This window comes from Nocardia sp. NRRL S-836, assembly GCF_001279525.1.
In the GTDB taxonomy this organism is placed as follows: domain Bacteria; phylum Actinomycetota; class Actinomycetes; order Mycobacteriales; family Pseudonocardiaceae; genus Lentzea.
The window spans coordinates 106,349-132,795 of the sequence record NZ_LGDY01000100.1 but is presented as its reverse complement, the minus strand read 5'-3'; the positions used below and the strand labels follow the sequence as shown (position 1 = coordinate 132,795).

The 26,447-nt window shown below is 68.6% G+C and carries 19 protein-coding genes; 12 read left to right on the top strand and 7 right to left on the bottom strand.

What is annotated here, in order from left to right; genetic code table 11:
• The first annotated feature begins 194 nt into the window (after positions 1-194).
• Positions 195-1,514, top strand: a complete 1,320-nt coding sequence (locus tag ADL03_RS20470) for a phenylacetate--CoA ligase family protein (RefSeq protein WP_053735104.1) — start codon at positions 195-197, stop codon at positions 1,512-1,514.
• A 35-nt stretch (positions 1,515-1,549) separates the two neighbouring features.
• Positions 1,550-2,326 carry a 3-oxoacyl-ACP reductase FabG gene (gene fabG, locus ADL03_RS20465; RefSeq protein ID WP_063798653.1) on the top strand — a complete coding sequence of 259 codons (777 nt, stop codon included), beginning with the start codon at positions 1,550-1,552 and terminating at the stop codon, positions 2,324-2,326.
• A gap of 33 nt (positions 2,327-2,359) precedes the next feature.
• On the opposite strand, the gene ADL03_RS20460 is transcribed toward fabG, so the two are convergent.
• The 6 genes from ADL03_RS20460 to ADL03_RS20440 all read right to left on the bottom strand — a co-directional run bounded on the left by ADL03_RS20460 (position 2,360) and on the right by ADL03_RS20440 (position 9,835).
• On the bottom strand, positions 2,360-2,815 hold the full coding sequence (locus ADL03_RS20460) for a hypothetical protein (RefSeq protein ID WP_157528992.1): 456 nt from the start codon (positions 2,813-2,815) through the stop codon (positions 2,360-2,362).
• 10 nt (positions 2,816-2,825) lie between these two features.
• A complete protein-coding gene (locus tag ADL03_RS45595; RefSeq protein WP_053735101.1) occupies positions 2,826-5,000 on the bottom strand; it encodes a cytochrome P450 in 2,175 nt (724 codons plus the stop codon).
• Positions 5,001-5,697: 697 nt separating this feature from the next.
• Positions 5,698-6,243, bottom strand: coding sequence for a hypothetical protein (locus ADL03_RS47225; protein WP_157528990.1), 546 nt, complete (start codon positions 6,241-6,243; stop codon positions 5,698-5,700).
• 185 nt (positions 6,244-6,428) lie between these two features.
• Complete coding sequence (locus ADL03_RS20450; protein ID WP_053735100.1) at positions 6,429-7,181, bottom strand: hypothetical protein; 753 nt, start codon at positions 7,179-7,181, stop codon at positions 6,429-6,431.
• A 499-nt stretch (positions 7,182-7,680) separates the two neighbouring features.
• Positions 7,681-9,168 (bottom strand): cell wall metabolism sensor histidine kinase WalK, encoded by a 1,488-nt coding sequence (locus ADL03_RS50505; RefSeq protein ID WP_053735099.1) that lies wholly within the window; start codon positions 9,166-9,168, stop codon positions 7,681-7,683.
• Positions 9,161-9,835 (bottom strand): response regulator transcription factor, encoded by a 675-nt coding sequence (locus tag ADL03_RS20440; protein ID WP_053735098.1) that lies wholly within the window; start codon positions 9,833-9,835, stop codon positions 9,161-9,163. The genes ADL03_RS50505 and ADL03_RS20440 overlap by 8 nt, the downstream gene beginning before the upstream one ends.
• Positions 9,836-9,976: 141 nt before the next feature.
• Between ADL03_RS20440 and ADL03_RS20435 the strand changes: the two genes are divergently transcribed.
• The 3 genes from ADL03_RS20435 (at position 9,977) to ligD (ending at position 14,461) form a co-directional block, all read left to right on the top strand.
• Positions 9,977-10,687: an ABC transporter ATP-binding protein gene (locus tag ADL03_RS20435; RefSeq protein WP_369808994.1), complete on the top strand. Its 711-nt coding sequence runs from the start codon at positions 9,977-9,979 to the stop codon at positions 10,685-10,687.
• A complete protein-coding gene (locus ADL03_RS20430; RefSeq protein WP_053735118.1) occupies positions 10,687-13,188 on the top strand; it encodes an ABC transporter permease in 2,502 nt (833 codons plus the stop codon). The genes ADL03_RS20435 and ADL03_RS20430 overlap by 1 nt, the downstream gene beginning before the upstream one ends.
• A gap of 262 nt (positions 13,189-13,450) precedes the next feature.
• Entirely contained in the window at positions 13,451-14,461 is a 1,011-nt protein-coding gene (gene ligD / locus ADL03_RS20425) for a non-homologous end-joining DNA ligase (RefSeq protein ID WP_197288492.1), read from the top strand.
• A gap of 444 nt (positions 14,462-14,905) precedes the next feature.
• Here ligD and ADL03_RS20420 read toward each other — a convergent pair whose 3' ends face one another.
• Positions 14,906-15,796: a helix-turn-helix domain-containing protein gene (locus ADL03_RS20420; RefSeq protein WP_053735096.1), complete on the bottom strand. Its 891-nt coding sequence runs from the start codon at positions 15,794-15,796 to the stop codon at positions 14,906-14,908.
• 612 nt (positions 15,797-16,408) lie between these two features.
• On the opposite strand from ADL03_RS20420, the gene ADL03_RS20415 reads away from it, so the two are divergent.
• The 7 genes from ADL03_RS20415 to ADL03_RS20385 all read left to right on the top strand — a co-directional run bounded on the left by ADL03_RS20415 (position 16,409) and on the right by ADL03_RS20385 (position 26,433).
• A complete protein-coding gene (locus ADL03_RS20415) occupies positions 16,409-17,077 on the top strand; it encodes a hypothetical protein (RefSeq protein WP_157528988.1) in 669 nt (222 codons plus the stop codon).
• Positions 17,078-18,083: 1,006 nt separating this feature from the next.
• Positions 18,084-18,716 (top strand): hypothetical protein, encoded by a 633-nt coding sequence (locus tag ADL03_RS20410; RefSeq protein WP_157528986.1) that lies wholly within the window; start codon positions 18,084-18,086, stop codon positions 18,714-18,716.
• A 673-nt stretch (positions 18,717-19,389) separates the two neighbouring features.
• Positions 19,390-20,889 (top strand): amino acid adenylation domain-containing protein, encoded by a 1,500-nt coding sequence (locus tag ADL03_RS20405; RefSeq protein WP_082373307.1) that lies wholly within the window; start codon positions 19,390-19,392, stop codon positions 20,887-20,889.
• Positions 20,886-21,971: a methyltransferase domain-containing protein gene (locus ADL03_RS20400; RefSeq protein ID WP_053735092.1), complete on the top strand. Its 1,086-nt coding sequence runs from the start codon at positions 20,886-20,888 to the stop codon at positions 21,969-21,971. Before ADL03_RS20405 ends, ADL03_RS20400 begins: the two co-directional genes overlap by 4 nt.
• Positions 21,968-23,308, top strand: coding sequence for a condensation domain-containing protein (locus ADL03_RS20395; RefSeq protein WP_053735091.1), 1,341 nt, complete (start codon positions 21,968-21,970; stop codon positions 23,306-23,308). Before ADL03_RS20400 ends, ADL03_RS20395 begins: the two co-directional genes overlap by 4 nt.
• Positions 23,298-24,701 (top strand): MFS transporter, encoded by a 1,404-nt coding sequence (locus ADL03_RS20390; RefSeq protein WP_082373305.1) that lies wholly within the window; start codon positions 23,298-23,300, stop codon positions 24,699-24,701. Before ADL03_RS20395 ends, ADL03_RS20390 begins: the two co-directional genes overlap by 11 nt.
• Positions 24,682-26,433 carry an amino acid adenylation domain-containing protein gene (locus ADL03_RS20385; protein WP_053735089.1) on the top strand — a complete coding sequence of 584 codons (1,752 nt, stop codon included), beginning with the start codon at positions 24,682-24,684 and terminating at the stop codon, positions 26,431-26,433. The genes ADL03_RS20390 and ADL03_RS20385 overlap by 20 nt, the downstream gene beginning before the upstream one ends.
• Positions 26,434-26,447: the final 14 nt, after the last annotated feature.

Genomic DNA, 26,447 nt, shown 5'->3' with positions numbered 1-26,447 from the left:
GTCAGGCGTCGGCACCCTGCACACGGCCGTCTACCTGCCCGCGGAAGGCAGCGTGACGTTGTTGTGGCCCAACGAGATCAGGTCGTGGACGTTCGACGTGTTCGAACCCGCGGAGATCGAGGTCCCGCACCGGGCCGACCTGACGCCGTGATCACTCCGTCCACCAGGGACACTCACACGAGAGTTGGTTCGACGTGCGCAAGCTGGGAATCGCGGCACAGATCGCCATGACGGCCAGGTTCGCCTGGGAACGGGGACCCGGCAGGCTCACCGCCGAGCGCGACCGGTTCTCCGACGTGCGCCGGGTGTTGTTCAGGGCGTACGGGGGAACCGAGTTCTACCGGGCGAAGTTCGACGCCGCGGGCGTGCACCCGCGGGACGTCCGCACCTGGCAGGACTTCCAGAACGTGCCGGTGACGACGAAGGACGAGCTGGTCGCGGCGGGCGAGGCCGCGATCGTGCGGGCAGAGACGGGGAAGGCGCACGTGTCGCGCAGCTCCGGTTCGTCCGGTCAGGTGCTCGACGTCCACGGCAGCGACACCAACTGGATCAAGGACAGCCTCATCGGTGTCGAGGCTTACCGGCGGCACCTGGGCCTGCGGATCGGCGACCGCCAGCTCTACGCCAACACCTCCGAGTACCCCTACCGGTCGATCGGCGGGCTCGGCTACCGCGTCGCCTACTTCGAGAACCTCCGTCCGGTGGGCGAGCTCGCCGACCGCCTCCTGCGGGACCGGCCGCAGGTGCTGCTGGTGTACCCGTCGATCGCGGCGGAGCTGCGCGAGACGCTGCGCGCCCTGAACCCCCTGCCCGCCCTCGGTTTGCGCGCCGTCATCACGCACTCGGAACAGTCATCGCAGGCGTTCCGCGACGAGCTGGCCGCGTTCTTCGACTGCCCGGTCCAGGACGAGTACGCCACCGAGGAGCTCGGCAGGCTCGCGCTGCAATGCCGCCACGGCACGTACCACCTCGTCGAAGCCCAGAGCCACTGCGAGATCCTGGACCAGGACACCGGTGCTCCGGCGGCTCCCGGTGAGCCGGGCGAGATCGTCGGCACGAACCTGGTCAACACCACCATGCCGATGATCCGCTACCGCCAGAACGACATCGGCGCGATCGGCAGCACGACGTGCCCGTGCGGCGCTCCTCGTGGCCGGACGCTCGACCAGCTCCTGGGCCGGCGCAACAGCTTCTTCACGCTGCCGGGCGGCACGCGCATCGCCTCCGGGCGGCTGCTCGACTGGACGTACCACCTGATCCTCAGCGAGCGGCTCGACATCGCCCAGTTCCAGCTCGTGCAGACCGCGCTCGACCGCGTCGTCCTCCTGGTCGTGGCCGGACCCGGCTACCGGCCGGAGCGCGACGCCGATGTCGTCCGCGCGAGCTTCCGGCACCTGCTGTCCGACCGCGTCACCGTCGACGTCGAGAACGTGCCGCACATCCGGAGAACCGCGGCGGGCAAACACCTCCCGATCAGGTCGGAGCTCCCGATGTCGTCAGCACAGCCCGCATGAGTCTCCCACCACCGTTCTCCCCAGAAGGAATGATCATGACCGTTGAAGCTCGTGAACGCACAGGCACGTTGGCCGGGAGGAGATTCGTCGTCACCGGCGGCTCACGCGGAATCGGCGCGGCCGTGGTGCGGCTCGCGGTGGCCGAGGGCGCCGACGTCGTGTTCGGCTACCAGCGCAACGCCGACGCGGCCCGCGAGCTGTGCCAGGAGGTGACGAAGGCGCACCCGGACCGGATCTGCACGGCGCTGCCCGTGGAGGTGTCCGATCAGGAGGACGTCGCCGAGTTCATCGAAGGCGCCCTGGGAGCGCTCGGTTCGATCGACGTCCTGGTGAACAACGCCGGAATCTCGCGCAGCAGCGCGTTCACGGGTACGCCGCGCGGCGAGTGGGACGAGCTCGTCGAGACGAACCTGGGCGGCCTGTTCAACCTCACCCAGCCGCTGGTGCGGCCCATGGTGGAACGCGGTGCCGGTGCGGTGATCAATCTCAGCTCGGTGGCGGGCCTGCACGGCTCCGCGATGCAGGCCGGCTACTCCACCACCAAGGCGGGCGTCATCGGCTTCACCAAGGCGTTGTCCAAGGAGATCAGCGGCTTCGGCGTGACGGTGAACGCGGTGGCGCCGGGCCTGATCGAGACGGACATGACCGCCGTGATTCCCGCCGAGTACCAGGAACTGGTGCGGGCCCGCATCCCGAGCGGCCGGTTCGGCACGCCGCGGGACGTCGCCCACACCGTCTGCTTCCTCGCCTCGGACCGGGCGCGCTACATCACCGGACAGGTCATCGAAATCGCCGGCGGCCTCGTCCTGTGAGCTTCCAGGCCTGGCCACGCCCTCGCCGAACACTCACAGAACGCGCGCACCGGGCGCTTCGGCGCGCTGGCCCGGGGCAGTGCACTCACCGGGAGTCGTTCTCGCCGCTCGCCCGGGCATCGGCCGGATCACGTCACCCACGGACTGCGTGCGCGGACGCGCCGAGCCCAGCGGTGCGTGCCCGGCCAGCGGTGCGTGCCCGGCCAGCGGTGCGTGCTCGACCAGCGGCACGGCGAGCTCTGCGGCCGGCTCCGGATCGACGTAGTAGTACGCACCCGGTTCACCGTTGGACTGCACGAACAACTCCGTGATCACACCTCGCGCGCCGAGGTCTCCGCGGACGACTCCGATCCACCGCCTCAGCTTCTCGGCGTGTCGTGAACCGTGCGCCCGCACGAACCTCCGGAGCAGCTCCTCGTCGTCCGCCTTCCTCCGCGCGAGCAACCCCGCCTCACCGCGCTGCCTCTCCGGAACCACCGCTCCACCCACGTCCCATCCCTCAGACATCGTCACTCGAACGCCGAGGACCCGCGATCTCCTGGAGGTTCGCCGTCACACGCAACTCCCGGGGCGCGCGGCTGATCAGTCCCGACGACACGGGCGTGAAGCCGTCGCTCCAGCGCAGGCCGGGCAGCTCGGCCAGCAGCACCGGGACGGTGCGCCCGAGCAGCCGCGCGAGATGAGCGCCGAGACAGAAGTGCCGCCCCGCACCGAAAGCCAGGTGGCCGGCCGACGCGGCGAACTCGCGGTCGACGTTCGTCAGCCGGTGGATGTCGAACCTGTCGGGTTCGGTGAACTGGCGAGGATCCCGGTTGGCCGACGCGAGGATGCACGCGACGGTGGCACCGGCCGGAACGCGTCCGCCGGGCAGGTCGACGGCTTCGCTGGTCTGCCGCAGCACCATGTGCGTGGGCGGGTCACGGCGCAGCGACTCCGCCCAGGCCGCGTCGACCAGGCTCGGGTCCGCGCGGAGCTCGCCGAGGACGTCCGGGTGGTCGACCAGGTTGGCGAGGAAGAGCGCGAGGCCCTTCTCCGCGGTGTCGGCACCGGCGGCGAGCAACAGGGCGCACGACCCGCTCACCTCGTCGTCGGTGAGCAGCCGGCCTTCCACGGCAGTGGTGCAGAGCACCGACAGCAGATCGTCACCGGGGTCGGCGCGCCGCTCGCTGATGTGCGGCGCGAGGTAGGCGTAGAGGTCGTCCCTGGCGTCGAACCCTCTGCGGAGCGTCGCGGGGTCCTGCCGGTGGTCGGACACGAACGCCATACCGGCGCTCGCCCACGGCCGCACCACGTCCGCGTCCCCGGCGGGCAGACCGAGAACCCTCACCATCACCTGGATCGGCAGCTCAGCGCAGAACGTGGAGACCAGGTCGGCGTCGCCGGTGCGGCGAATCCGCCCGGCCGTGCGGACGGCGAGGGACTGCGCGAGGTCGAAAGCGGCTTCGCTCAACGCGTTCATCGCGCGGCCGCGGAACGCCGGTGACATGAGCGCGCGGTGCGCGGTGTGCTCGGAGCCACCCATCTCCAGCAGGATCCGGCCCACCACCGGACCGCTCTGCCAGCTGTAGTTCGCGGAGGAGAAACGGCTGTCGCACAAAGCTGTCCGCACGTCCTGGTAGCGGCTGAGCACCCAGGCGTCCAACGGCTCGTCCCGCATCACCGGGAAGTCCTCGCGCAGCCGTGCGTAGACCGGGTACGGGTCGCGCTCGAACTCGGCCCAGATCAGGCTCGGCGGGGTGAGGCTGGTGTCGACCGCACCGCCGCCGCGCTCCCGCCAGTGGTAACGGCTGGACCCCTGGTGCCACAGGAGAACATCTGTCATCGCCGTCGCCAGCCGCGACGCCAGCGCCCGCGGCTCACCGTGCCGGCGGAACCGTTCGACCTGTTCGCCGATCATCGCGACCGCGGTGTCCACCGCCTCCTGCCACGAACATCCGCGCTCGTCGTGCAAGATCCGCACCAGGTTGGCCTCCTCACCCAGCAGCAGGTCCTTCTCCAGGGAGTAGACGTCGTTCACCCACCCCAGCACGTTCCCCGCGCACCGCCGCACCACCCCCGCGTCGGCAGCGTCCAGCGAGTGGATGACCTCGATCAGGTCGAACAGGATGTCCGCGCCGAACAGCTCCACCCGCAACGGGATGTAGTCGTCGAGCGAGATCGGCACGCCGCCCGCCCGCCGGTCGACGACCTCGCACTGCGCCTCCAGGTGCCGGACGACGTGCTCGGCGAAGGCGGCCCGACGATCAGGGCCGACGAGCTCACGGGTACGCGGCCACAGATCCTCAGCCAGCACCCGGAGCATCGGATCCTCGTGCGACCGCCGTTCCCCGTTCACCACCCCGGCCGCATCCTTCGCGAACTCCGCCAGCACGCCACCACCAGCCCACTGCCCGTCGTCCACCCGGTCGTCGAGCAGCAACGTCCACACGAACCACTGCAACAACACCAGCGCACGATCGGCCGGCGCCCCTCCGGTCAGCGCAAGGCCGATGTCCAGCACACCCGAGTCTCGCATCCGGTCCCGCCCACGCCGGCCAACCAGACCGTGCTCGTGACTCCAGCAGATGACGCCGTCGACCAGCTGCGCGGCCGCGGTCGTGCGACCCGACGGCGGGAACGGAAAGACGACCTCAGGCAACCGGAACAGCGCCGGGGTCCGCGTCTGGGTGCTCACAGGGCTTCCTCACTCTCGGCTGAGCAAAGAACACCGCACCCACCGCCCGGATGGCCATGCAGAAGAACTGGCAGAAGCCACACCCGCCTCGGTGGTTCCTGCTGGTGGATCTGCGTGGCGCGCCGAGCCGAGCTCCAAGTCGGTAGACGGGCCTGAGCGGAGACGCGGCCACGCGCCTCTCACCTACGTAGAGGCGCGTCACGATCGAAGGCGACCGACTCGTCCACCACGTCACCGTCGGCGCGCAGCCGGCCGGATCAACGACACGATGACCACCTCGGCGTGGCACAGGAACCCGTCATGCGGCAGCACCGGTGCAGGCCCGCAGGAGCGGGGCCCGACGGCTGCGCAGTGACTGCCTTCCGCGCTGCCCGGCCTCGCCCAGACGCGAGGCCGGGCAAGTCGAGCCGGTCAGTACATACCGCCACACCAGCGCAGTACTTCATCTCCGGCTTGGCACACCTCGACGGCCGGTCGCTCCAGGCAGAACCCTGCCTGGAGCGCCGCCGGATGCTGCGCGAGCTCGCGCTGGCGGATGGGAGTTCGCGGTGCGGGTGCCGCCACATTGTCCCGACACCGCGCCCGAGGACCAAGGCCTGGGGCATACCTCGAAACAACCCCCAGGCTCTGGCCGCTCAGCACATCGTGTAGTTGACCGTGGTGTCCGGGATCTTGGCAGGCTGGAAATCGTAGCGGGTCAACTGCGCCTCGGTGTTGGTCGTGGTGAAGCTGTAGACGCCGTGCGGCCGCAGCTGAAGCGGAAGGTGTTCGAGCCCCACTCGTTGTGCCGATCTGAGAACACGCCGAAGTTTCCGCCGCTTACCTGGTTGCCCTGCGGATCCCGGATCACGAAGTGGCCTCGGACACGGCACTCGGCGCGACTCCAGAAAACGGCCGGCTTGGACCAGCACTTGGCCTGGAAGGAGGCGTTCGAGCCGCCGTGGTCGCCGAAGCAACCACGCCAACGGACCGACGTCCCGTTGTCGGCGCTGTACTCGTCCTTCTCCGGCGTGCAGGTTTCGCCGCTGGCAGTTCGGGCCGTCGCATGCTCAACAGCGATCGGTGCGCTCACCGCTTGCGCGGGAACTGCCGCAGCAGCAGCGGTAGCCAGTGCGACCGCCACCAGAGCACGACTCACATCGATAAGATTCTTTTCCTCAAAACGGTGCGACTGTGCCACAGGTTGCGGTTCCTGCGAAATTATCACTCGTTCGGTTTCGTATTCGGCCCCTGCGGAGTGCACCCAGGGATTCTTCGCATGGTTTTGTCACGCCGGAATCCGCGCCTCCTCCTTCCAGGTTACCGCGATCGAGGTAGAGGGGGAACGTCACGAGACCGCGGCCGATCACCGTTGATGCGGACCCGTTCGCCGCGTATGAATGTGGCCTGGCTGGAACCGTTGATCCCAGTGTTTCCGAGGCGCTTCCGTCAGGAGAACTGGCGGAGCACCTGCCACAGCCGGGTGTCCGAGAGCGGGCGCCGAAGGTATGCGGTGATCGTGAGGGGGACGCCGTCCACAGATCCTGTCACCTCGGCCAAGCCGAAAGAGACGGAATACAGGCTTTTCGGATCGTAGCGAACCCGGGTTCCCAGGAAGTCTGCCCACTGGACGAGCTCGGTCCGCGCCTGGCCGCGACGCTGGTACGTGCTGATCTCCGGGGCGAGCCTCGGCTCGTCGTGCTCGGGGCGGACCCGCCAGCTGAGGGCCGGCAGGTCTGCTGACAGCAGGCCACGCAAAGCCGCCAGCGCTTCGAGCTGGGCGGTGACGGCTGGTTCCGGCGAACGGGTCTTGCGGAACTTCGGCACATTCGTCTTCTTCGCGGTGCCTGCACGTGCCGAGCCTTCACACGACAACCGCACTCCACGGTAGTTCCCTTTGATGATGTAGTTCTCATAGTGCGGTGTGGTCAGGACCGCGGGAGGCGAGTGCTCTTCATCAGAGCCTTGACTCTGCCAGTACGAACGCGGGGGAACGATCTCCAGCTGCATCCCCAGGATTTTGGCGCAGTGCACCATGGTGGCATAGCTCTCGTGGTCACTGATGCCGGCGATCGGGGAACCGACAACCGAGCCGAGCGTGTCGGTGATGTACCACACCGTTGGGGGAAGCCCGGCTTCGAAAAGCTCGATCAGCACGTCGGCCGCATGCGCCTGCTCGTCCAGGATTCCCGCTCTGCCCATGATGAGAAGTGTCGCCGAAGCTGACGTACACGATCAAGGCTGTTCTGCCGGATGACCGAGCTGACAAAGCCGGCGGACGGTCCACGGCGTGATGCCCTTGCCGGGCGAGCAGGGCGTGGCGGTGGTGGACCTCGGTGTTGCTGAGCAGGATCCGGCCGGTGGCATTGAGGCGGCGCAGTAGTTCGGCGTCGATGGCGTCGGTGACGCGCAGGCGGAAGCAGACCAGGCTGAACGGGTGCGGTGCGGCGATCTCGAAGCGGTCGTCGGCGCTGACGAGGTCGGCGAAGTGGTGGGCGAGCGCCACGCCGCGGCCCGACTCCGCGGTGAAGCGTCCTTCGAATCGCGCGACGTCACCTGTCACGCCGCGATCCGCAGGTTCATCTGACCAGAGCTCGAGCAACCCGGACTCCTCGTCGAGGAGATCCGGAAGGCCTTCCGATCACTGCGGAACTCCCGATCGTGAGCTGTCCACACAGGACATGAACAACCCGTGTGGCGGTCACCCTCCGGCGGTGGGGAACCGGGCCACAAGCCGTGCGCCGGTCTTGTTCTCTTCCACGTACAACGTTCCGCCGTGGCGCGTCGCGATGTCGCGCGCGAGTGCGAGCCCGAGACCGGAGCCGCCCTCGTCTCTGGTTCTCGCGTCGTCCAGGCGGGCGAACCGGTCGAACACGCGCTCGCGGTCCTCGACCGGGATGCCCAGGCCGTCGTCGACCACTTCGAGGACGACCCGGTTCGCCTCAGCGCCCAGGCGCACGGTCACTTCCGCTTCGGCGTGGCGCACCGCGTTGTCCAGCAGGTTGCGCAGCAGTCGTTCGAGCTGGACCTGGACCCCGTCGACCAGTGCGGCTCCGGCGATTTCGGACCTGACCACGACCCGCCCGCCCGGTTCCGCCGCGCGTTCGGCGACCTGTTCCAGCACGACCTCCGCGAGGTCGACGACGCCGGAGCCCGACGGCTGCCCCGGTTGCGCGGCCAGCTGCAACAGGTCCGCCGTGATGCGTTGCAGCCGCTGCACGTCCAGCAACGACCGCTGCGCCACGACGGGCCAGTCCACCCGGTCCGGGTGCGCGAGTGCCACCTCCAGGCTCGCGCGCAGGCTGGCGAGAGGACTGCGCAGCTCGTGGCTCGCGTCGGCCACGAAGCGTTCCTGCTGCTGGTGGGACCGCTCCAGGCGGTCCAACGTGCTGTTGGTCGTCAGCGCGAGCCTGGCGATCTCGTCGCCGGAGGGCGGCACGGGCACCCGCCGGTCCAGCCCGGTCGCGCTGACCTTCGCCAGCTCGCTGCGGATCGCCTCCACCGGCCGCAGCGCGCGGCCGGCCGAGAACCACGCCGCCAGGGCGGTGAGCAGCACCGCGAGCGGGACGAAATACCCGAGCGTGGTGTCGAACGAGCGCAGGGCGCGTTGCCTGTCCCACGGCAGCACGAACAGGTGCAAGGTGAGCCGGTAGGTGTTCTGGGCGCTCCCACCGCCCAGGCCCGCGCTCAGCTCCACCTCCTCACGTCCGAGCGGCTCGACCAGTGCCGCCGGGACGTCGTCGACCACCCGGCTGAGCACCTCGTACGTGCGGTACTCGCGCCAGTCCGGGTTCGCACCGGGCCGCAGCGCCACGGCCGTGGACGTCGTCCAGTCCGCCCCCACTCCCCGCGGCGCCGGCGGCAGCGCCGTCCACGCGGGATCCAACCGGCGCAGGTTCTCGCTGCGCACCACCGACTGGCCCGAGTCCGTCACCACCTCGAACATGGCGTCACCGTTGGTCACGGCGGAGGCCAGGGCCGACCGCCCACCGTCCACAGTGGCCACCTGGTAGGCGGCGGCCATGCGGTTGAGCTCGATCGTCGCGGAGTTCACCGCGTTGGCGTCCAGCTGCACGGCCAGGAACGCACGCGTGCCCAGCCACCCCACGGTGAACACGAGCGCGCACAGCACCACCGACGCGAGCGCGGTGCTGCGCCGAACCGCGACCGGCCACCACCGCCTACTCATCCGCGACCAACCGGTAGCCGACACCGCGGACCGTGCCGATGGTGCGCCGTCCGAAGGGCGTGTCCAGCTTGCGCCGCAGGGCACTCACGTACACCTCGACGATGTTCGGGTCGCCCTCGTAAGCCATGTCCCACACCTGCTCCAGGATCTCCAGCTTGCCGACCACCTGTCCTTCCTGGCGCAACAGGCACTCCAGCACGGCGAACTCCTTGCTGGTCAACGACACCTGCTGGTCCGCGCGCCGGCACGTGCGCCGTGCCGGGTCCAGGACGAGGTCGCCGAACGCGAGCACCGCCGGCGCGCCGGTCGCACCCCGGCGCACCAGAGCGCGCAGCCTGGCGGTGAGCACGACGTAGGAGAACGGCTTGCTCAGGAAGTCGTCGGCGCCGGTGTCCAGTGCTTCGGCCTCGTCGTACTCGCCGTTCTTCGCGGTCAGCATGAGGATCGGCGTGGTCACGCCGCGTTCGCGCAAGGCGGCGCAGACGCGGTAGCCGTTGAGCTTGGGCAGCATGATGTCCAGCACGATCACGCTGTAGGGGTTCATCTGCGCGAGCTCGAGGCCCTCCAGCCCGTCGTGCGCGAGGTCGACCGCGTACCCGTCCGCCTCCAGCCCCCACTGCAGCGTCTCGGCGAGCCGCCGTTCGTCTTCCACCACGAGAACCCGCATGCCCTGATGGTCCCAGATCCCGGCGGTCTTCCCTGAAGTGATCTTCAGGTTGCTTCAGGAGTCGTTCAGCTCGCCCTCTGCACGATCACGACAACAACATCCGACGCAGGGAGCACAGTGAACAGTCCAGCCGCTGTGGGAGTGACCGATGCCGTGAAGGTGTACGGCAACGGGGACACGGCGGTGCGTGCGCTAGACCACGTGTCGCTCGCACTGCCCGCCCGCACGTTCACCGCGATCATGGGACCGTCCGGTTCGGGCAAGTCGACTCTGATGCACTGCCTCGCCGGACTGGACACAGTGGACTCGGGGCAGGTCTGGGTCGGGAAGACCGAGCTGACCGGGCTTTCCGACGCCGCGCTGACGAGGCTGAGGCGGGACCGGATCGGTTTCGTGTTCCAGTCGTTCAACCTGTTGCCGACTCTGACGGCGCAGGACAACATCCTGCTCGGCCTGCGGCTCGCGGGCCGCACCCCCGACGAGGGGTGGTGGTTCGCGGCCGTCGTGGACGCGTTGGGACTGCGCGGGCGGCTCGAGCACAAGCCCGGTGAGCTCTCCGGTGGCCAGCAGCAGCGGGTCGCGTGCGCCCGTGCGCTGGTGGGCAGGCCGGACGTGGTGTTCGCCGACGAGCCGACCGGCAGCCTGGACTCGCGCTCCGGCGCCGAGGTGCTGGACTTCCTGCGCACCTCGGTGCGGGAGATGGGGCAGACCGTGGTGATGGTGACCCACGACCCCGTGGCGGCGTCCTATTCGGACCACGGAGTGCTGCTCGCCGACGGACGCGTGGCAACCCACCTCCCCTCCCCCACCCCGGACCGCGTCCTGGCCGAGCTCTCCGGTCTGGGGGCGTGATGCTGCGCGTGGTCTTCGCGGGCCTGCGGGCCCGGCCGTTGCGGATGCTGCTCTCCGCCATCGCGATCGCCCTGGGAGTCGCGTTCGTGTCCGGGGCGTTGGTGCTCGCCGACGCCACGACCGAGGGTCTGCGCGCGGCGGTCGCCTTCGAGACGCGCGGCGTGGACGCGTCCATCACCAGCTCGCGCGGCGGGCCGGACCTGACCGGCGACCTGCTCGACCGGGTACGCCGGGTGCCGGGCGTCGCGGCGGCCGAGCACCGCGTCACGGTGTCCGCACCGCTGCGCGATCCGGCGGGACGACCGGTGGACGCGGCCGCGACCGCGCTCGCCGCCGACCCGTCGTTGCGGCCGTTCGACCTCGCCGAGGGCCGGCTCCCGGCCAGGGCCGGGGAGATCGCGGTGGACCGGGACGAGGTCACCGGCCACCGGCTCGGGCAGCAGATCACGCTGTTCGGCCAGGACGGCAGCCCTCACTCGTTCACCGTGGTCGGCGAGGTCAACAGGCCGTCCGACTCCGGTCTCGGCTCCGCGCAGCTGGTCGTCCTGCCCGAGGACGCACGCCTGCTCGACCCCGGGGCGCGGATCAGCGAGATCGTCGCGCACGCCGCTCCGGGAACCGGTCAGCAGGAGCTCGTCGCCGCCCTGACCCGTGCGCTGAGCACACCGGGGCTCTCCGTCGTGACGGGACAGGCGGCAGCGGCGGGACTGATGAGCCAGATCGCACCGGACTCCGCCGGGCTGCAGGGGTTCTTCAGCGCGTTCGCCGTGCTCTCGATGGTCGTCGCCGCGATGGTGATCACGAACTCGTTCACGATCCTCCTCACCCAGCGGGCCCGCGAGCTAGCGGTCCTGCGCTGCATCGGAGCAGGAAGGCGGCAGGTGTTCACGAGCGTGCTCGCCGAGGCGCTGGCGCTGGGCACGGTCGCGTCGGTCGCAGGCCTGTTCGCCGGCCTCGGAGTCGCCGCCGCACTCCAGGCGGTCACCGGGCGCCGTTCGGAGATCTACCTCCCGCTCACCGGGCGCACCGCGGTCGCGGCCCTGGCGGTGGGAATCGTGATCACGGCCCTCGCCGCGACGCTGCCGGCCCTGGCCGCCACGCGAATCGCCCCGGTCGAGGCCCTGCGCACGCCCTTGGAGGGCAAGACCGCCCGAGCGGGTCGACCGCGAGTCGCCGTCGCGATCCTCCTGCTGTCAGCCGGCGTGGCCGCGGCGGTGGTCGCGCTGCGGGCCGAAGCGGAGGACGGCGCCGGTCTCGCGATGGTCGCGATGGTGGCGTTGCTCGGCGCGGTGCTCGCCGCGGGCCCCTTGGTCGCCGGTCCTGTGGTGCGCGCACTGGGCATGATCGCCTCACCGCTGCTCGGCATGCCGGCGAAGATCGCCGCGCTCAACGCCGACCGCAACCCCAAGCGCACCGCCGCCAGCGCTGCCGCGCTCACGATCGGACTGGCCGTCGTCTCGCTGGTCACCACGGTGACCGCAGGACTAGAGGCGGGCCAGACCAAAGGGCTCGCCGAGCAGCTGAAGGCGGACTTCGTCATCTCGTCGGTGCTCATCCAGCGTCCTCTGCCCAGGGACCTCGCGGACCGCATCGCCGCCGTGCCGGGCGTTGCCGCGGCGGCACCCATGCAGTCGTTCTCGGCAACACTGGGCGAGCACGGCGCCTGGGGTCTGTCCGCCGTGCGCGGCGACGCCGTCGGGACCCTGTTGCGCCCGGCGGTGCTGTCCGGCCGGCTCGACCACCTCGGGCCAGGGCAGCTCGCCATCAGCGAGGAGCTGGCCGAGCAGACCGGTCTCGTGGTCGGCGACACGGTGCAGGCGGGCAACGCGGGCGCCTTGGTGCCGTTGCGGGTGGTCGCGGTGTTCGACAGCGTCCAGGTGCCGGGTGCGGACCTGCGCATGGCGGTGGTCGACCTCGCCCAGATGCCGGCGATCGAGCTGGAGAACAGCGGTTACGACCACAGCGTGCTGGTCGGGCTCGCGGACCGGGCCGACGACACGGCCGTGCGCTCAGCCGTGGAGCAGGTCCTCACCACCGCGCCGCTGGCCAGGCTCAGCGGAAGCGCTGATCTCCGCGAGCAGCTGGCGGAGCCGCTCCGGCGCACGCTGAACCTGCTCTGGGGGCTGACCGCGCTGGCGGTGCTGATCGCGTTCGCGGGCATCACCAACACGCTCTCGCTGTCGGTGCTGGAGAGGGTTCGCGAGTCAGCTCTGTTGCGTGCCCTCGGACTCACCAGGGGCGGCCTGCGGTCGAGCCTGGCGGTCGAGGCGGTGTTCGTCGCACTGATCGGCGCGCTGTCCGGGCTGCTGCTCGGCGTCGGCTCGGCCTGGTTGATCGCCGGAATCGTGGCGACCGAGGGCGAGCCGATGCCGTTCACGCTGCCGTGGGAGCGGCTCGGGGTCCTGTTCGGCGCGGCGTTGCTGGCCGCTCCACTCGCCGCGCTGCTACCTGCCCGCCGTGCGGCACGGCGTTCACTCATCGCCGGAATCGCCGAACAGTGACGGCGCGAGCGCCATGCCGAAGCTGACGCCTCCAGGTCGCCACGAACACTGTCCACTGTGGCGGGTTTGGTTTTACGAAGTCGTAACGCTGCAGCCTGACCGATCGGCGAATGCTGCGCGCCGAGTCGGAGCGCGTGCACGCGGACGGGCCGGAAGTCGTGGATCATGATCGCGACGGCTGCCACGACACGAGCTCCGTGTCGCGACCTGGACGATTCTCACCGACCATGACTGGAAGGGATGCGCGAAGGAGGGCTGCCTGATGGGGAGTGCCGCGCCTGCTGGCAAGCCGTTGGAGCTCATCCGGCCGATGCTGGCCACGCCGGGCACCCCGCCGCAGGGCGAGGGCTGGGCCGCCGAGTTCAAATGGGACGGTTACCGGGGCGTCGCGCACTGCGAGGGCCGGTGTGTGCGGGTGTTCAGCCGCAACGACCTGGACTTCATTGCCCGGTTTCCGGAGCTGAACATCCTGCCGGAGCTCCTGCACCACCGCACCGCGGTGCTCGATGGTGAGATCGTCGCCCTCGACGAGAAAGGCCGGCCGAACTTCGAGCTGCTGCAACAGCGCACCAAGGCCGGCGCCGGGGTGCGGGAGCTGCGGCGGACCCGGCCGCGCATCGCCTACTTCGTGTTCGACCTGCTGCACCTGGACGGGCGGTCGCTCATCGACACGCCCTACGACGTCCGCCGTGCCCTGCTCGTGCAGCTGGAGCTGCCGGGCGATCACGCGGTGCAGGTGCCGCCGACGTTCATGGACACCGACCCGGCGGACGTGCTGCACGTGGCGAGCCAGTACGGGTTCGAGGGCATCGTCTCCAAGCGGGTCAAGTCCCGGTACGAGCCCGGCCGGCGTTCACCGTCCTGGGTGAAAACGCCGTTCCGCTACACGCAGGAGGTCGTCATCGGAGGGTGGCGCGCGGGGCAGGGCAATCGCGCGGGCAGGATCGGGTCTCTGCTGCTCGGGGCCCACGACGAGCAGGGCAGGCTCGTCTACGTCGGCCATGTCGGCACCGGGTTCGGCCGGGACGCACTCGCGGACCTGCAGCGCAGGCTGGAGCGGCAGGAACGCCCCACCAGTCCGTTCGACGTCGAGGTGCCTCGTGAGCACGCGCGCGACGCACGCTGGGTGGAACCGGTCGTGGTGGGCGAGGTCGAGTTTCGACAGTGGACGGTGGACGGTCGCCTGAGGCATCCGTCCTGGCGCGGACTGCGTCTCGACCGTGACCCGTCCAGCGTCGTGGCGCGCCCCGTGAACGGAGAACTGTCCGACTGAGCTGTGGGGGCCTGTGATGTCGGCGCGAGCAGAGCAGCGGCACCGGCGCGCTGTTCCACGTCCTCGATCTGCTCGGCGAGCCGGATCGCGTACCCGCGCACGGGTCGGAAGTCGTAGACCAGGATCGAGGCGGTGAAGGCCGCGGCCGGGTCTCCGCTGTGCGCGAGGCTCACCGCACTCGACCAGCGCCGCATCAGGTCAGTGGCGGCGTCGTACAGGTCGAGCAGCGCGAGCACGGTCTCGTGGTGACAGGCGGGCAGGTGCGCAGCCACGGCCGCGCACCGCTCGGTGACTCGGTCGCAGGCCTCGCGGATGTCCGCGGCGCAGACGCCGGTGGGCCCGACCGCGGAGTTCATCGCCTCGCGTCAGGGACATGGCCTCGCGGCCGTCACGACGCAATGTCCTCGTCGCTCGGCGGGAACTGGTAGTCCCGGCAGGTCCAGGCTAGGAAAGCGGGCGACCGGCTTCCAGGTTCGTGCCGGTCAGTGGTGTGGGGTGCAGGCTGATGAGGCTGCCGAGGTAGAAGTCGGTCGCAATGTCGGGGCGCAGCAGTGCTGTCGGGGTGCGACCGATGAGCAGGTGGAAGTCTCGATTGAGGTGCGCCTGATCGGTGTATCCGCAGAGCGCGGCGAGCCTGGCCAGCGGTGGCGGGTTGGTGCCTGTCAGGAGCCGGACAGCGTGGTGGCATCGGGCTATCCGCCCGACGGCTTTCGGTGGCAGCCCGACCTCCCGGTGGAAGCGGGTGGCCAGATGTTGTCGGCTCAGGCCGACCCGTTCCGCGAGGTCGTCGACCTTGACCGCACCGCCCGATACCGTCAGGCAGCGCCAGCTGTGGTCGAGCGACTTGGGCAGTTCCGGTGCGTCCAAGAGCCAGCTCGACAACCGCCGGTCGAGAATCTGGAACCGGTGGTTCGAATCCCGTGCCTCCCGCAGCTCTTCCCGGAGAAATCTGGCTCGTGTGCCCAAGAGATCGTCGAATCGCACACTGGTACGGCTGATTTCCCGCAGTGGTAGGCCGAAGAGCGCTCGTGCGCCCAGCGGGGTCAGTTCGATGATGATCCCTCGCTCCCGGCCCACTCGCGTGTAGGTCATGGGCGTGTTCGACAGCCCGACGACGGGGGAAACCGTCGCCAGCGGCGAGTCGCCCACTTGATGCCGAACCGGTGTGTCCAGATCGATGACCACCACGACTGAATTCAGCGCGGCCACGGTACGTGTCTCTGACACAGGTGTGATTCGCTGGAAATCCAGGTAGAAGCTGACCCAGGGCGCCAGCCGGCGATCCGGCGACCGGGTCTTCCAGAACTCGTCGTCGGACGACGGAGTCTCGTCCACTGCTGTTCCCCTTGGTTCCGGCGATGCCATGAGCGGTATCCGCAGCACGAAACAGCATGGCAGGCCATGCGCTCACGGTAGGACTTCCTGGCCGTGACCGAACCGAAAGAGGCAGCAAACCCTCGTGATCATGACGCCGGATACGACATCGGCCAGTTCGGGTGCGACCAAATGAACCATTGGCCCGAGGCGATGCCCAACACCGCGCCGCTGCAACCGCGATCCCGGGGTGCCCGACGTTCAGCGCGGTGACCGCGGGTTTCGTGAGCGGCTCCGCCGCCTCTGACGAAGGTCTCCACGCAAGATCTGCCTCTTGCCCTCCACCCGCACGCCCTGCAGTGCTGCGCAGGCCCATATCCATCTTACATTTTTCCAAGACCGGTACGCGGACCACCGATTAGTGTTCCGACAACCAGCAGGAGTCGACTGAGCCACCTCGACCAATAGACGCAGCTCCACAGTTCCCCGTGTCTACCTCTGGATAGTGGCCATGACCTGCGGACTTCAGGAAACACCGAAGGTTACACGAAAGGCCCACCACCATCTCGAACCGAGGTCACGCCGGTAAGAAGGCGACCTCACCACGACGAACAAGTGCATCGAAGGACTCACATGCGACTACTGCAGAAAATGCGCCGAGCGCCGGTCGTTACGCTGGCCGCACTGGCATTGCTCGCCGGCCTCACCACTACGGGCAACGCGGCGCCGGTGAACGTCAACGACAGCACCCTCGCCACGCCACCGTCATCAGTGGGAACACTGGGAATCGGATGGCGCATGTCCTCGAAGCGGGACACTGCCATGTACTCGGGCCCCGGTCTCAGCACGCCACGCATCGGGACCGCCTGGAGAGGCGACAACCTCGGCGTCGCCTGTCAGATTCTGGACAGCAACAACAAGCGGCTCGTGCTGGCAATCGAGCGGCCTGGGCGCAATGGAGTCCAGTGGGCCAACACTGCCGGCTACATCTGGGCAGACGACATCGACGGTGACACCAGCTTCCTTCCCCCCTGCTCCAGCATCGGACGGGATCTGCGACCTTCGCGGGACACCGCCATGTACTCCGGTCCCGGCCTGAGCACGCCGCGGATCGGCACGGCATGGGCAGGCGAGCTGGTCAACGGTATCTGCAAAATCACTGACAACAAGGGCAAGCGGCTCGTGCTGGGCAGGCACCTGGCGGGCCGCAACGGAGTCCAGTGGGCCAACACGGCCGGCTACATCTGGGACGACGACATCGCCGACAACACCGATGCGCTACCGGACTGCGGTCTGGCGTAGTCCGATGCGGGGAGCGCGAGCAGACCACGCACCTGCTCGCGTTCCTCACCAACATCATGTCAGCTGATGTCAGGGGAACATACGATAGAAACCAGGCAAGACGTTGATCGCCGTGCTTGTTCTCGTGGCGCCTGCATTCGCCGACATCGATACCGCAGCACAGGCCGTAAGCGCACCGGAACCAGCGGAGACTACAAATTCTCGGCCAGAACGCGGCTGACTTCCCCTCAGCGCTTCGTGCTACTGCGATCAGGAAGGGCCGTTCACTCCGAACCCATCCGACGCAATGCGTCAGCACACCGAAATGGCTGAGGGCACCGTCGCGTGGGCCCGTACCTGGAGCCGAGTAGCCCCGCCATCCCAGCCGCTGTCGCGGCAGCAGTGCCCATGGCGCGCTCCCAGTCCACAAGCGACACATCGATCCTTTCGTTCCAACGGAGATCGAGTCAGCCAGTTGTGCGCCAAGGCGCTATCAAGACTTGAGGTGAGCGGCGAGGACGGGCGAATCACACCCGCGCGGACTCGGCGCCCGGAGTCCGCGTCGGTGTTTCGCGATCGCCTCGACGTCGTGCGCGCCGGCGGTCGGGCCAAGATGCGCGAGGAAGACGGCCACCTCGCAGCGTCATGACGTCACCTCGTAGTACGCGGCCACCGCAGGCAGCACCCCGCACCCTGCGACCCCGGGATCGAGACCATCCCTTCCAGCTCACCCGCCCAGGCCCCGCCGGGATCGAGCAAGCCAGGCACACCGCGTTCGGGTTTGGGCCTTGACAGTCGACGGTGTCCTCGTGTTCGCAGGCCTCTTCCGCGCAGTCGTCGTAGCTGAGCATCACCGGTGCGTGCCGGGTGAGGTGTCCGAGGACGCTGGCCGCGGTGTGGTGTTCGACCTCGTTCTCGTCGCCGAGCTGCGGGAGCCGTTCGATGACGCGTCGGTAGAGCAGCAGGTCCGGAAGCGCCCGTCTCCACCCCTCGAGGTAGGCGCCCCCGCCGTCGATGAGCGAGCTCGATGGCGGCGGTGCCATGTTCCAACGCCACTTCCCACGAGCATTCCGAGCACAGCTCACGGTGCGCGATGTTGTCGTTCTCGCGGGAGAACCCGCCCCAGGTCGGCACGATCGTGGCGATGCCGCCGCACAACGCGGACACCCACGTCTCCGCGTCATCCGGGGACCTCACGGCATGCAGCGGCCGAGATGACTTCGACCGCGAAGCCTGTGGCGAGTGGGCGGCGCTGATCGGCCAGTTCCGAGACGGATCACTTGCGTGGCAACGGGAAACGCACCGCAATCCAGCGGGTTCCATGTCTGCTGACGCCTACGGGAGGGGTGCGCGGGCACTCGCGCGGCACCTGGCGGTCGCGACGGACGCCATCGGCGTGGTGGATGACCGGTGCGGCGGCCGGGTGCTGGAATCCGCGCTGCTGCTGGCCTTGCTGCGCAGCCGCGGGTCTCATCCGGACGAGCAGGAGCGGCTCGTCCGGTACCTGGGGCGACGGCGGTTCGATGCGGACCCGGTGGACGCGCTGCTGATCGATGCCTGCCTGGACCCCGCGGGTACGGCCGGCCGGGCGCTGGACCGGGCTGCCGCGTTGCCGGTGGTGGTGAGCGGTGGCACCAAGCTCGTGAAGATCAAGTCCTAACCGGATCAACCTGCCCAGAAACGGTACCTCGCTGACTGTCGAGGTCGGCTGCAAGGGCGCGCTGAGCGGCATCTGGTAGCAGTTTCCAGGCAGCACCGCGTGCTTGTCACGACGCGGCCGCTGGTTCTTCAGTGATGTGGGGTGGTCTCTTCTGTTCATCCAGGAGAGACCACCCCACATCGCGCTGTACTAAGCCCTCTGTTCCCCGGACTGCTCGGACATGCGGCGGCATGCTCGGCGTAGTGAGCGAAACGATCAATCCCCCAATTGCGTGCGTCATCTTCGTTCCCCAGAAGCGGCTCGATTCCAAGATCAATACGAATCTTGGGATCAAGCCGATAGATGAATAACATAATGACTATTGGTCAAGCATTGTGGGCCAATTGGCGGCTACCGAAGAGGGGCGTTGCGATGGGCGAGTTCCCATGTCAAGATCGAGGCACGGGGCGATAAAGAAGAACGAGGGGGCGCATGATGGACCGCAGGGTCGATTGACCGGGTCGGCCAGACGAGCCGACTAGGTGGCTCCTCGCGCCTTTCGAGTAATCACCGGACAGTCAGCCACGCCACCGCTGATCGGCAACGGCTCAGGTTCCCGCTCTTCAGGGAACTGCTGTTCACTCGGCGACCGCAATTGCGGATTCATGGGCGCAACGCAACATCAAGGGGATTCATGCTGCGCGGAGTCAGCCCTGCGACACAGGAAGCGAATCTGTACACGTGGTTCGAAAAAACCATGGTGCGGCACAACGAGCGGGTCGCCGTATCAGATGAGCGTGGTGAGCTCGACTACGCGTCATTGGGCCGCAGGGTCAGCGAGATAGCGAGCGCCCTGTGCGCACTCGGGTGTGTGCCGGGCACCAGGGTGTGTCTCGCGATAGGACACGGCATCGACCTGGTCGCGTCAGTACTCGCTGTGCTGAAGCTGGGAGCAACTTACATTCCACTCGACACGAGGAATCCGATCGACCGGATCGGTCTCATCGTGTCGGACAGCGGCGCCACGATGATTGTCCACTCAAGAGAGAACGCGGAACTGGCGAGCCGGTTCGGACTGGCCGAACTAGCCGTGGACGGGCTGAGCAGGGCGGGCGACGCGGTACCGACGGCACCCGTTTCGCCGTCGGACCTGGCCTACGTCCTCTACACCTCCGGGACGACGGGAAAGCCCAAGGGCGTCGGCATCACCCACGCCAACCTGGCGAACTACGTCGCGTGGGCCCGGGACCGCTACATCGACTCGCCGGACGACAGGGTCGCGCTGTACACGACACTGGCGTTCGACTTCACCGTCACATGCCTGTTCCCGCCGTTGACCGCAGGTGCCTCGATCGGCGTGTACGACGGTGTCCGCGACCCCATGGTGATCCAGCGCATTCTGGCGGACCGGCGCATCACCATCGTCAAGATCACTCCGTCCTACCTGTACCTGTTGTCCCGCATGCACATCGGCGAGCGGCACATCCGGCGGCTGATCGTCGGTGGGGAGGACCTGTCCTCCGAACTCGCCGCACGTGTGCACAGCGGGCTGGGCGGCGTGGAGATCATCAACGAGTACGGCCCCACCGAGGCCACCGTCGGTTGCGTCACGCACACCTTCGACCCGGAGACAGACCGGTACGGGTCCGTTCCGATCGGTGTACCGATTCCTGGAATGCGCGTTCACCTGGTGGCGGACGACGGAACTCCCGCGCGTGACGAAGGCGAACTCTGCCTCGCCGGGAAAGGCATCGCCCCCGGATATCTCGACGGCGACTCGCCGGCGTTCACCGCCAATCCGTTCCAGGTGGGAACGGTGTTGTACCGGACCGGCGACATCGCCCGACGCACCCAGGCGGGAAATCTCGTCTTCGTCGGCCGCAAAGACGACCAGGTGAAGATCCGCGGCAACCGGGTCGAGCTCGGCGAGGTGTCTGCGGCGATCCTCAATCACCCCATGGTGGTCGCGGCGTACGTGACGACCGTCCGCGAGCACGGATCCCACGCGCTGGTGGCTGTGGCCACCAGCGGCCACGACCTCACAGAGGCGTTGCTGCGCAAGCACCTCGAACAACAGCTACCGGCCTACGCGGTGCCCAGCAGTCTCAAGATCATCGACGCCCTGCCGCTGACACCGAACCAGAAAGTCGACAGAGCCGCCGTGCTCACCGTCCTCGGGAAGGCTCAACGATGACCACATCGACCACGAACGCGCACCAGCGCGCCGCCGACGCCATCGCCCCGATGTGGGCCAAGCTGCTCAACACCGACGTCAGCCGGATCACTGGTTCCACCGACTTCTTCACCGAGGGCGGCCACTCGCTCTCGGCAATGCTGCTGGTCACCCAGGTGGCACAGGAGTTGGGCAAGTCCGTGCCGCTGTTCGCGCTGGTCGAGAACCCCACCCTGACCGCGTTCGTCGACTGCGTGCTGCGGGCCGAGGACGTCACCGAGGTCGTGGAGGAGCGGGCGCCGGACGGGTCGACGACCCAGACCGAGCGGCTGCTGGGCTACAACGAGCCCGAGCGCAGGAAGACCCGCAATCAACGCTTCGAGCACTACTACGCCAAAGCCATCGGCAGCGCCGCCCACGCGGAGTTCTGCGAACAGGTCTACGGCCGCAACCTCGGCCAGCACGGCATGGCTGACGTCGGTCAGATCGACCGGATGCTGGGCCTGCTCGACCCGAAGGAGGGCGACACGATCCTGGACATGGGCTGCGGGTACGGGCTGATCTCGAAGTACATCGCCGAGCAGACCGGCGCCAGGGTCATCGGCGTGGACCTGTCGGCCAGCGGCATCGCCTACGCACAGCGGCTGGCCGAATCCGACAGCAGGTTGAGCTTCGAGGTCCAGGACGCCAACGACCTCACCTTCCCACCCGGCACGTTCACCCACATCATCTCGATCGACACCGTGTACTACGCGGCATCGCTCAAGTCGCTGCTGCGCCGCTTCCAGGAGATCGGCACCGAGGACCTGCGGGTCGGCATCGTGCGGACGTTCCCGATCCGCACGTTCACGCCGGAGACGTGGAGCCCCGAGCGCACGGAACTCGCGACGCTACTTCGTGAGCTGTTCGGCAGTCACCAGTGCGTCGACCTCTCCCGCGAGGAGAACGCGCACTGGAAGAAGAAGGTCGAGGTGCTCGAGTCGTTGCGGGAGCGGTTCGCCGCCGAGGGCAGCCAGGACCTGTTCGAGTTCCGCTACGCCGAGGCGGCCTACGAGGCGGGCATCGAGCAGTACCGCTACCTGTTCGTGGCGAGGAAGGCGTGACCGCCGGCCAGGCCGGGGTGCGGCGGCGGATCTCCGACCACGAGCCTGCGCCCGGCGTGTCCTACAACCAGGAACAGATCTGCCTGCTGAGCGCGTTCTACCCGGGTAATCAGGCCTACAACGCCCAAGCGGAGATCCGCGTCCGCGGCAAGTGGGTCCCGGCCGTTCTGGAACGGGCTGTCTCGCACGTGATCGAGCGGCACGAGATGCTGCGTACGACGATCCACCTGGCCCACGACGGCTACCGGGCAACCGTCCACCCTCCGTTCGCGTTCACCATTCCGGTCCACGACTTGTCCGCCCTGCCGGAGCCCGAGCGGCAACGCGAGCTGGCGGCGCTGCGACTGCGACTGCAGGACACGGTCTTCGACACCGCCCGGCTGCCCCTGCTCAGCATTGACGCGGTCCGGCTCGGCGCCGACGAGTGGGTGCTGCTGCAGGTCGAGCATCACGTGGTGCACGACGGCTGGTCGTTCGGCAGGCTCTGGGACGAGGTCCAGCGCGCCTACAACGCCGTGCTGGACGGCACATGTCCCCATCTACCCCCGCTGCCGGGGCAGTACCAGCAGTTCGTCAGTTGGCAGCGCAGCCGGATGGAGGGTGAGTACGGCCGGCGGGCGGTCGACTTCTGGACCGGCTATCTCGCCGGCGCCGGGGAGGCGACGCCGGGCAGGGTGTCCACGGGGACGGGCCGCCTCGACGGCCACAACCTGGAGATCACGCTGCCGGAGGAGACCTTCGCCCGCATCCGGGACCGGGCTCGCGACCTGGCGGTGTCGCCGTTCGTGCTGATGTTCAGCACCTACGCCCGGCTGCTGGCCGACCTCAGCGGCGAGACCGACTTCTGTGTCGGCACCGCCGTCAACGCACGGACCGAAACCGAGCTGGAACCGCTCATCGGCATGGTGGTCAACACCATTCCGGTGCGGATCGCGGTCGGGCGAGCGGACCCGTTCCCCAGCGTGGTCCGCAGCGTCCAGTCCTCACTGTTCCGGGCGCTGCGCTACAACGACGTGCCGCTGTCGCTCGTCGTGCGCAGGCTCCGCCTGAGGCAGAAACGCGGTCGCAACCCGGTCTTCCAGCACTGTTTCAGTTTCCACGACTCGGAAGTGCCACGGCTGCGGTTCGGCGCGGCGACCGCTGAGATCCGAGAGGCCCAGAACCAGTCCGCGAAGTTCGACATGAACGTCGTGGTGATCCCGCCGAGCGCGACCCGTGATGCCGGGAGCGCGCGGATGTTCTGGCAGTTCTCCCAGAACGTGTTCACTCGCGATGAAGCCGTGGAGCTGGTGAGCGAGTACGAGCGCCTGCTGACAAGAGTTCTCCATGAGTCATAACCCCACCGCCATCGGAGCGCGGCCCCTCGGGGCGGCGAAGTACGTGCCTGCCGTGGTCATGGGTCTCGGTGGCTTCATCGCCACCTTCGACGTGACCGCGGTGTCGCTCGTGCTCGCCGACATCGGCACGCAGTTCACGGTGGACATCGCCGGTTCGGTCTGGGTCATGAACGGCTACAGCCTCGCGCTGACCGTCATGCTCATCGTCGCGGGCGGTCTCGCCGACCGGTACGGCCACCAGCTCTCCGTCATCGCCGGCGCCGCGCTGTTCGGGATCGCGTCGGTGGCGTGCGCGTTCGCCCCGCACTTCGGCGTGCTTGTCGGCGGCCGCGTGCTGCAGGGAATCGGCGGGGCGTTCATCGTCTGCGGCGGCCTCGCGCTGGTCGGTACGCACTACACCGAGAAGGCCGATCGCGTGCGTGCGTTCGCTCTCATCGGGACCATCCAGGGTTCCGCGCTGGTGCTCGGCCCCGGTCTCGGCGGAATCATCGCGGGCACCCTCGGCTGGGAGTGGATCTTCGTGATCAACGTCCCGGTCTGCGTGTTCATCATCGCGGGCTGTCTCGTGGCGCGAAAGCAGCGGGGGGCCCGCAAGGACAATCCGCTGGACGTGCTGGGCCTGGCCGTCTTCAGCGCCTTGCTCTTCCTGACGACGTGGCTGTTGCTCTACGGCCCGGTCGTCGGCTCGGCGAGGCTGAGCTGGCCGATCGTCGCGGCCGTCCTGCTGGCCCTCTTCGCCGGATTCGTGTTCGTCGAACGCAGGGTCCGCCACCCGGCCGTCGACCTCGGCCTGTTCCGGGTGCGCGGTTTCGTCGGATTGGCGCTGGTGCCGCTGTGCCTGGCGGTCAGCTACTGGTCGCTGATGGTGTACCTGCCGCTGTTCCTGGAGTCATCCCTGCGGTTGGGCATCAACACCATCTCGTACCTGATGCTCTTCTTCACCGTGCCCTTGTTCGCTGTGCCTTATCTGGTCACGCGGTTGGCCACACGGGCGAGGCAGAGCGTCTTCTACGGCAGCGGCTTGGCTGCGGTCGCTGCGGGGTGCCTGACCATCGCCCTGGGCGCCCAGTTCCGCTCGCTGGGCGCGGTGATCGCCGGGATGATCATCGCCGCGATCGGCGCGGCGTCGGTGCAGAACCAAGTGACCGGCGCGCTCATCGCGACCGCGCCACCGGACCGCGCGGGGTCCGTCGCGGCGATCATGACGATTCTGCGCCAGGGCGGGTTTGCCGTCGGCAGCGCCCTTCTGAGCAACGCCACCGGGGGATTTCCCCTGCTGTTCGGGGTCTGCGTGCTGGTGGCCGGGGTGGGTGCGGTCAGCGCGTTCCTCCTCATTCGTTCGGACGAGACGAGATCTGACCGAGAGGTGACCGGTGGACTGGAATCCGGGTGACAGCCGGCCCGCCGTCGCGCGGACGGTGGACGAGCTCTGGCGGGAGATCCTCGATCGGGAGGCAGTCGGTCCTACCGACGACTTCTTCGTCATCGGGGGCAACTCGCTTGGCGCGGTGAAGTTCCTCGCCGAGTTGGAGAACGCGTTCGGCGTCGACGTCCTGACGCCGGAGGAGCTGTACCGGGCGCCGACGTTCGCGGCGATCGTGGCGGCGATCGAGGCCAACGTGCGGCGGGACGGGGGCTTTCCGGACCGGCCGGTCGGCGAGCTGGTCGCACGGTGTGCGGCGGCGGTGCCGGAGGCGGTGGCGTTGCGGTTCCGCGGGCGTGCTGTGACATACCGGGAACTCGACCGTGCCGCCAACGCTTTCGCCTGGCGCCTGCAGGAGGAGCGGGTCAGGCCCGGCACGGTCATCGGCGTGGCGATGGCGCGCACACCCGAGTTCGTCGTGGCGCTGCTGGGAATTCTCAAAGCGGGTGGCGCTTACCTGCCGATCGACCCAGCGTGGCCCGCGGCTCGGCTGGCCAGGATGGTCGAGCTGGCTTCAGCACCGATCGTGGTGAAGGACGCGGTGACCCAGCCGGCGTTGCCCGGGCACGTCACCGACCTGCGCTTCGACGAGATCGACGCCGCGGGGCGCGACGACGCACCTCACGTTGACGTGGACCCGAGGGGGCCCGCGGTCGTGAACTTCACGTCCGGGTCGACCGGGGAACCGAAGGGCGTGCTTATCCCCCACCGCGGCATCACCAGCCTCCTCCATTCCGCTGACTTCCTGAGCCTGTCAGCCGACGTCGTGCTGCTGCAGCACATGTCGCCGAGCTTCGACGGGATGACTGTGGAGCTGTGGGGTCCGCTGCTGCACGGCGGCACCTGCGTGTTGTTCGACGGCACGTTCCCCAGCACGGGCAGGCTCCGCGCGGCCATCAACGACAACGGGGTCAACACGCTGACCCTGACCACCGCCCTGTTCAACGTGATCGTCGACAGCGCACCGGACCTGCTGGAGCCGTTGTCGGCGCTGGTCATCGCCGGTGAGCCGCAGTCGCCGCGGCATGTCCGCGCGGCGCGCGAGCGGCTGCCGCGACTGTCGATCACCAACGCTTACGGGCCCACGGAGACAACCGTCGTCGCAACCGCGTTCCCGATCGCCCACCTGGCTCCGGACGCGACCTCCGTGCCGATCGGCCGGGCGATCACGCACCGCGAGGTGGCCATCCTCGGCCCGGACCTCGCCTCGGTGGCACCGGGCGAGCCGGGCGAGATCTGCGTGTCCGGCCCAGGACTCGCGATCGGCTACGCCGGCCGCCCCGACCTGACCGCCGACCGGTTCGTCACGGTCGAGCTCGACGGAGAGCCCAGGCGGGTCTACCGCACCGGCGACCTCGGCAGGCTCACCCCGTCCGGCGACATCGAGTTCCTGGGCCGCGCCGACCGCCAGGTGAAGATCAACGGTCACCGTGTCGAACTCGCCGAGGTTGAACACGCCCTGCTCGCGCACCCCGGCATACACCAAGCCGTCGCCATCGTGCACGGTGAAAGCGTCGCCCGGTCGCTGAAGGCCGCGGTGATCGCACCCGGCGGTGTTCCCGACGACCTGCGTGACACCCTGGCCGCGACACTGCCCGACTACATGATCCCGGCCGACGTGCGCGCGGTGGACGCGTTTCCTCTCACCACGAACGGCAAAGTCGACCGGGTCACCTTGACCGAGCTGTTCGACCAGTCCTGACCGAACCGATCGTG

What these genes read in the sequence shown, in the direction of transcription:
- ADL03_RS20430 (WP_053735118.1), top strand. Translation starts at nt 10,687, where the DNA reads ATGCTGCGCGTGGTCTTCGCGGGCCTGCGGGCCCGGCCGTTGCGGATG.
- fabG (WP_063798653.1), top strand. Translation starts at nt 1,550, where the DNA reads ATGACCGTTGAAGCTCGTGAACGCACAGGCACGTTGGCCGGGAGGAGA.
- ADL03_RS20440 (WP_053735098.1), bottom strand. Translation starts at nt 9,835, where the DNA reads ATGCGGGTTCTCGTGGTGGAAGACGAACGGCGGCTCGCCGAGACGCTG.
- ADL03_RS20400 (WP_053735092.1), top strand. Translation starts at nt 20,886, where the DNA reads ATGACCACATCGACCACGAACGCGCACCAGCGCGCCGCCGACGCCATC.
- ADL03_RS50505 (WP_053735099.1), bottom strand. Translation starts at nt 9,168, where the DNA reads ATGAGTAGGCGGTGGTGGCCGGTCGCGGTTCGGCGCAGCACCGCGCTC.
- ADL03_RS20405 (WP_082373307.1), top strand. Translation starts at nt 19,390, where the DNA reads ATGCTGCGCGGAGTCAGCCCTGCGACACAGGAAGCGAATCTGTACACG.
- ADL03_RS20415 (WP_157528988.1), top strand. Translation starts at nt 16,409, where the DNA reads ATGCGACTACTGCAGAAAATGCGCCGAGCGCCGGTCGTTACGCTGGCC.
- ADL03_RS20450 (WP_053735100.1), bottom strand. Translation starts at nt 7,181, where the DNA reads ATGGGCAGAGCGGGAATCCTGGACGAGCAGGCGCATGCGGCCGACGTG.
- ADL03_RS20410 (WP_157528986.1), top strand. Translation starts at nt 18,084, where the DNA reads ATGGCGGCGGTGCCATGTTCCAACGCCACTTCCCACGAGCATTCCGAG.
- ADL03_RS20390 (WP_082373305.1), top strand. Translation starts at nt 23,298, where the DNA reads ATGAGTCATAACCCCACCGCCATCGGAGCGCGGCCCCTCGGGGCGGCG.
- ligD (WP_197288492.1), top strand. Translation starts at nt 13,451, where the DNA reads ATGGGGAGTGCCGCGCCTGCTGGCAAGCCGTTGGAGCTCATCCGGCCG.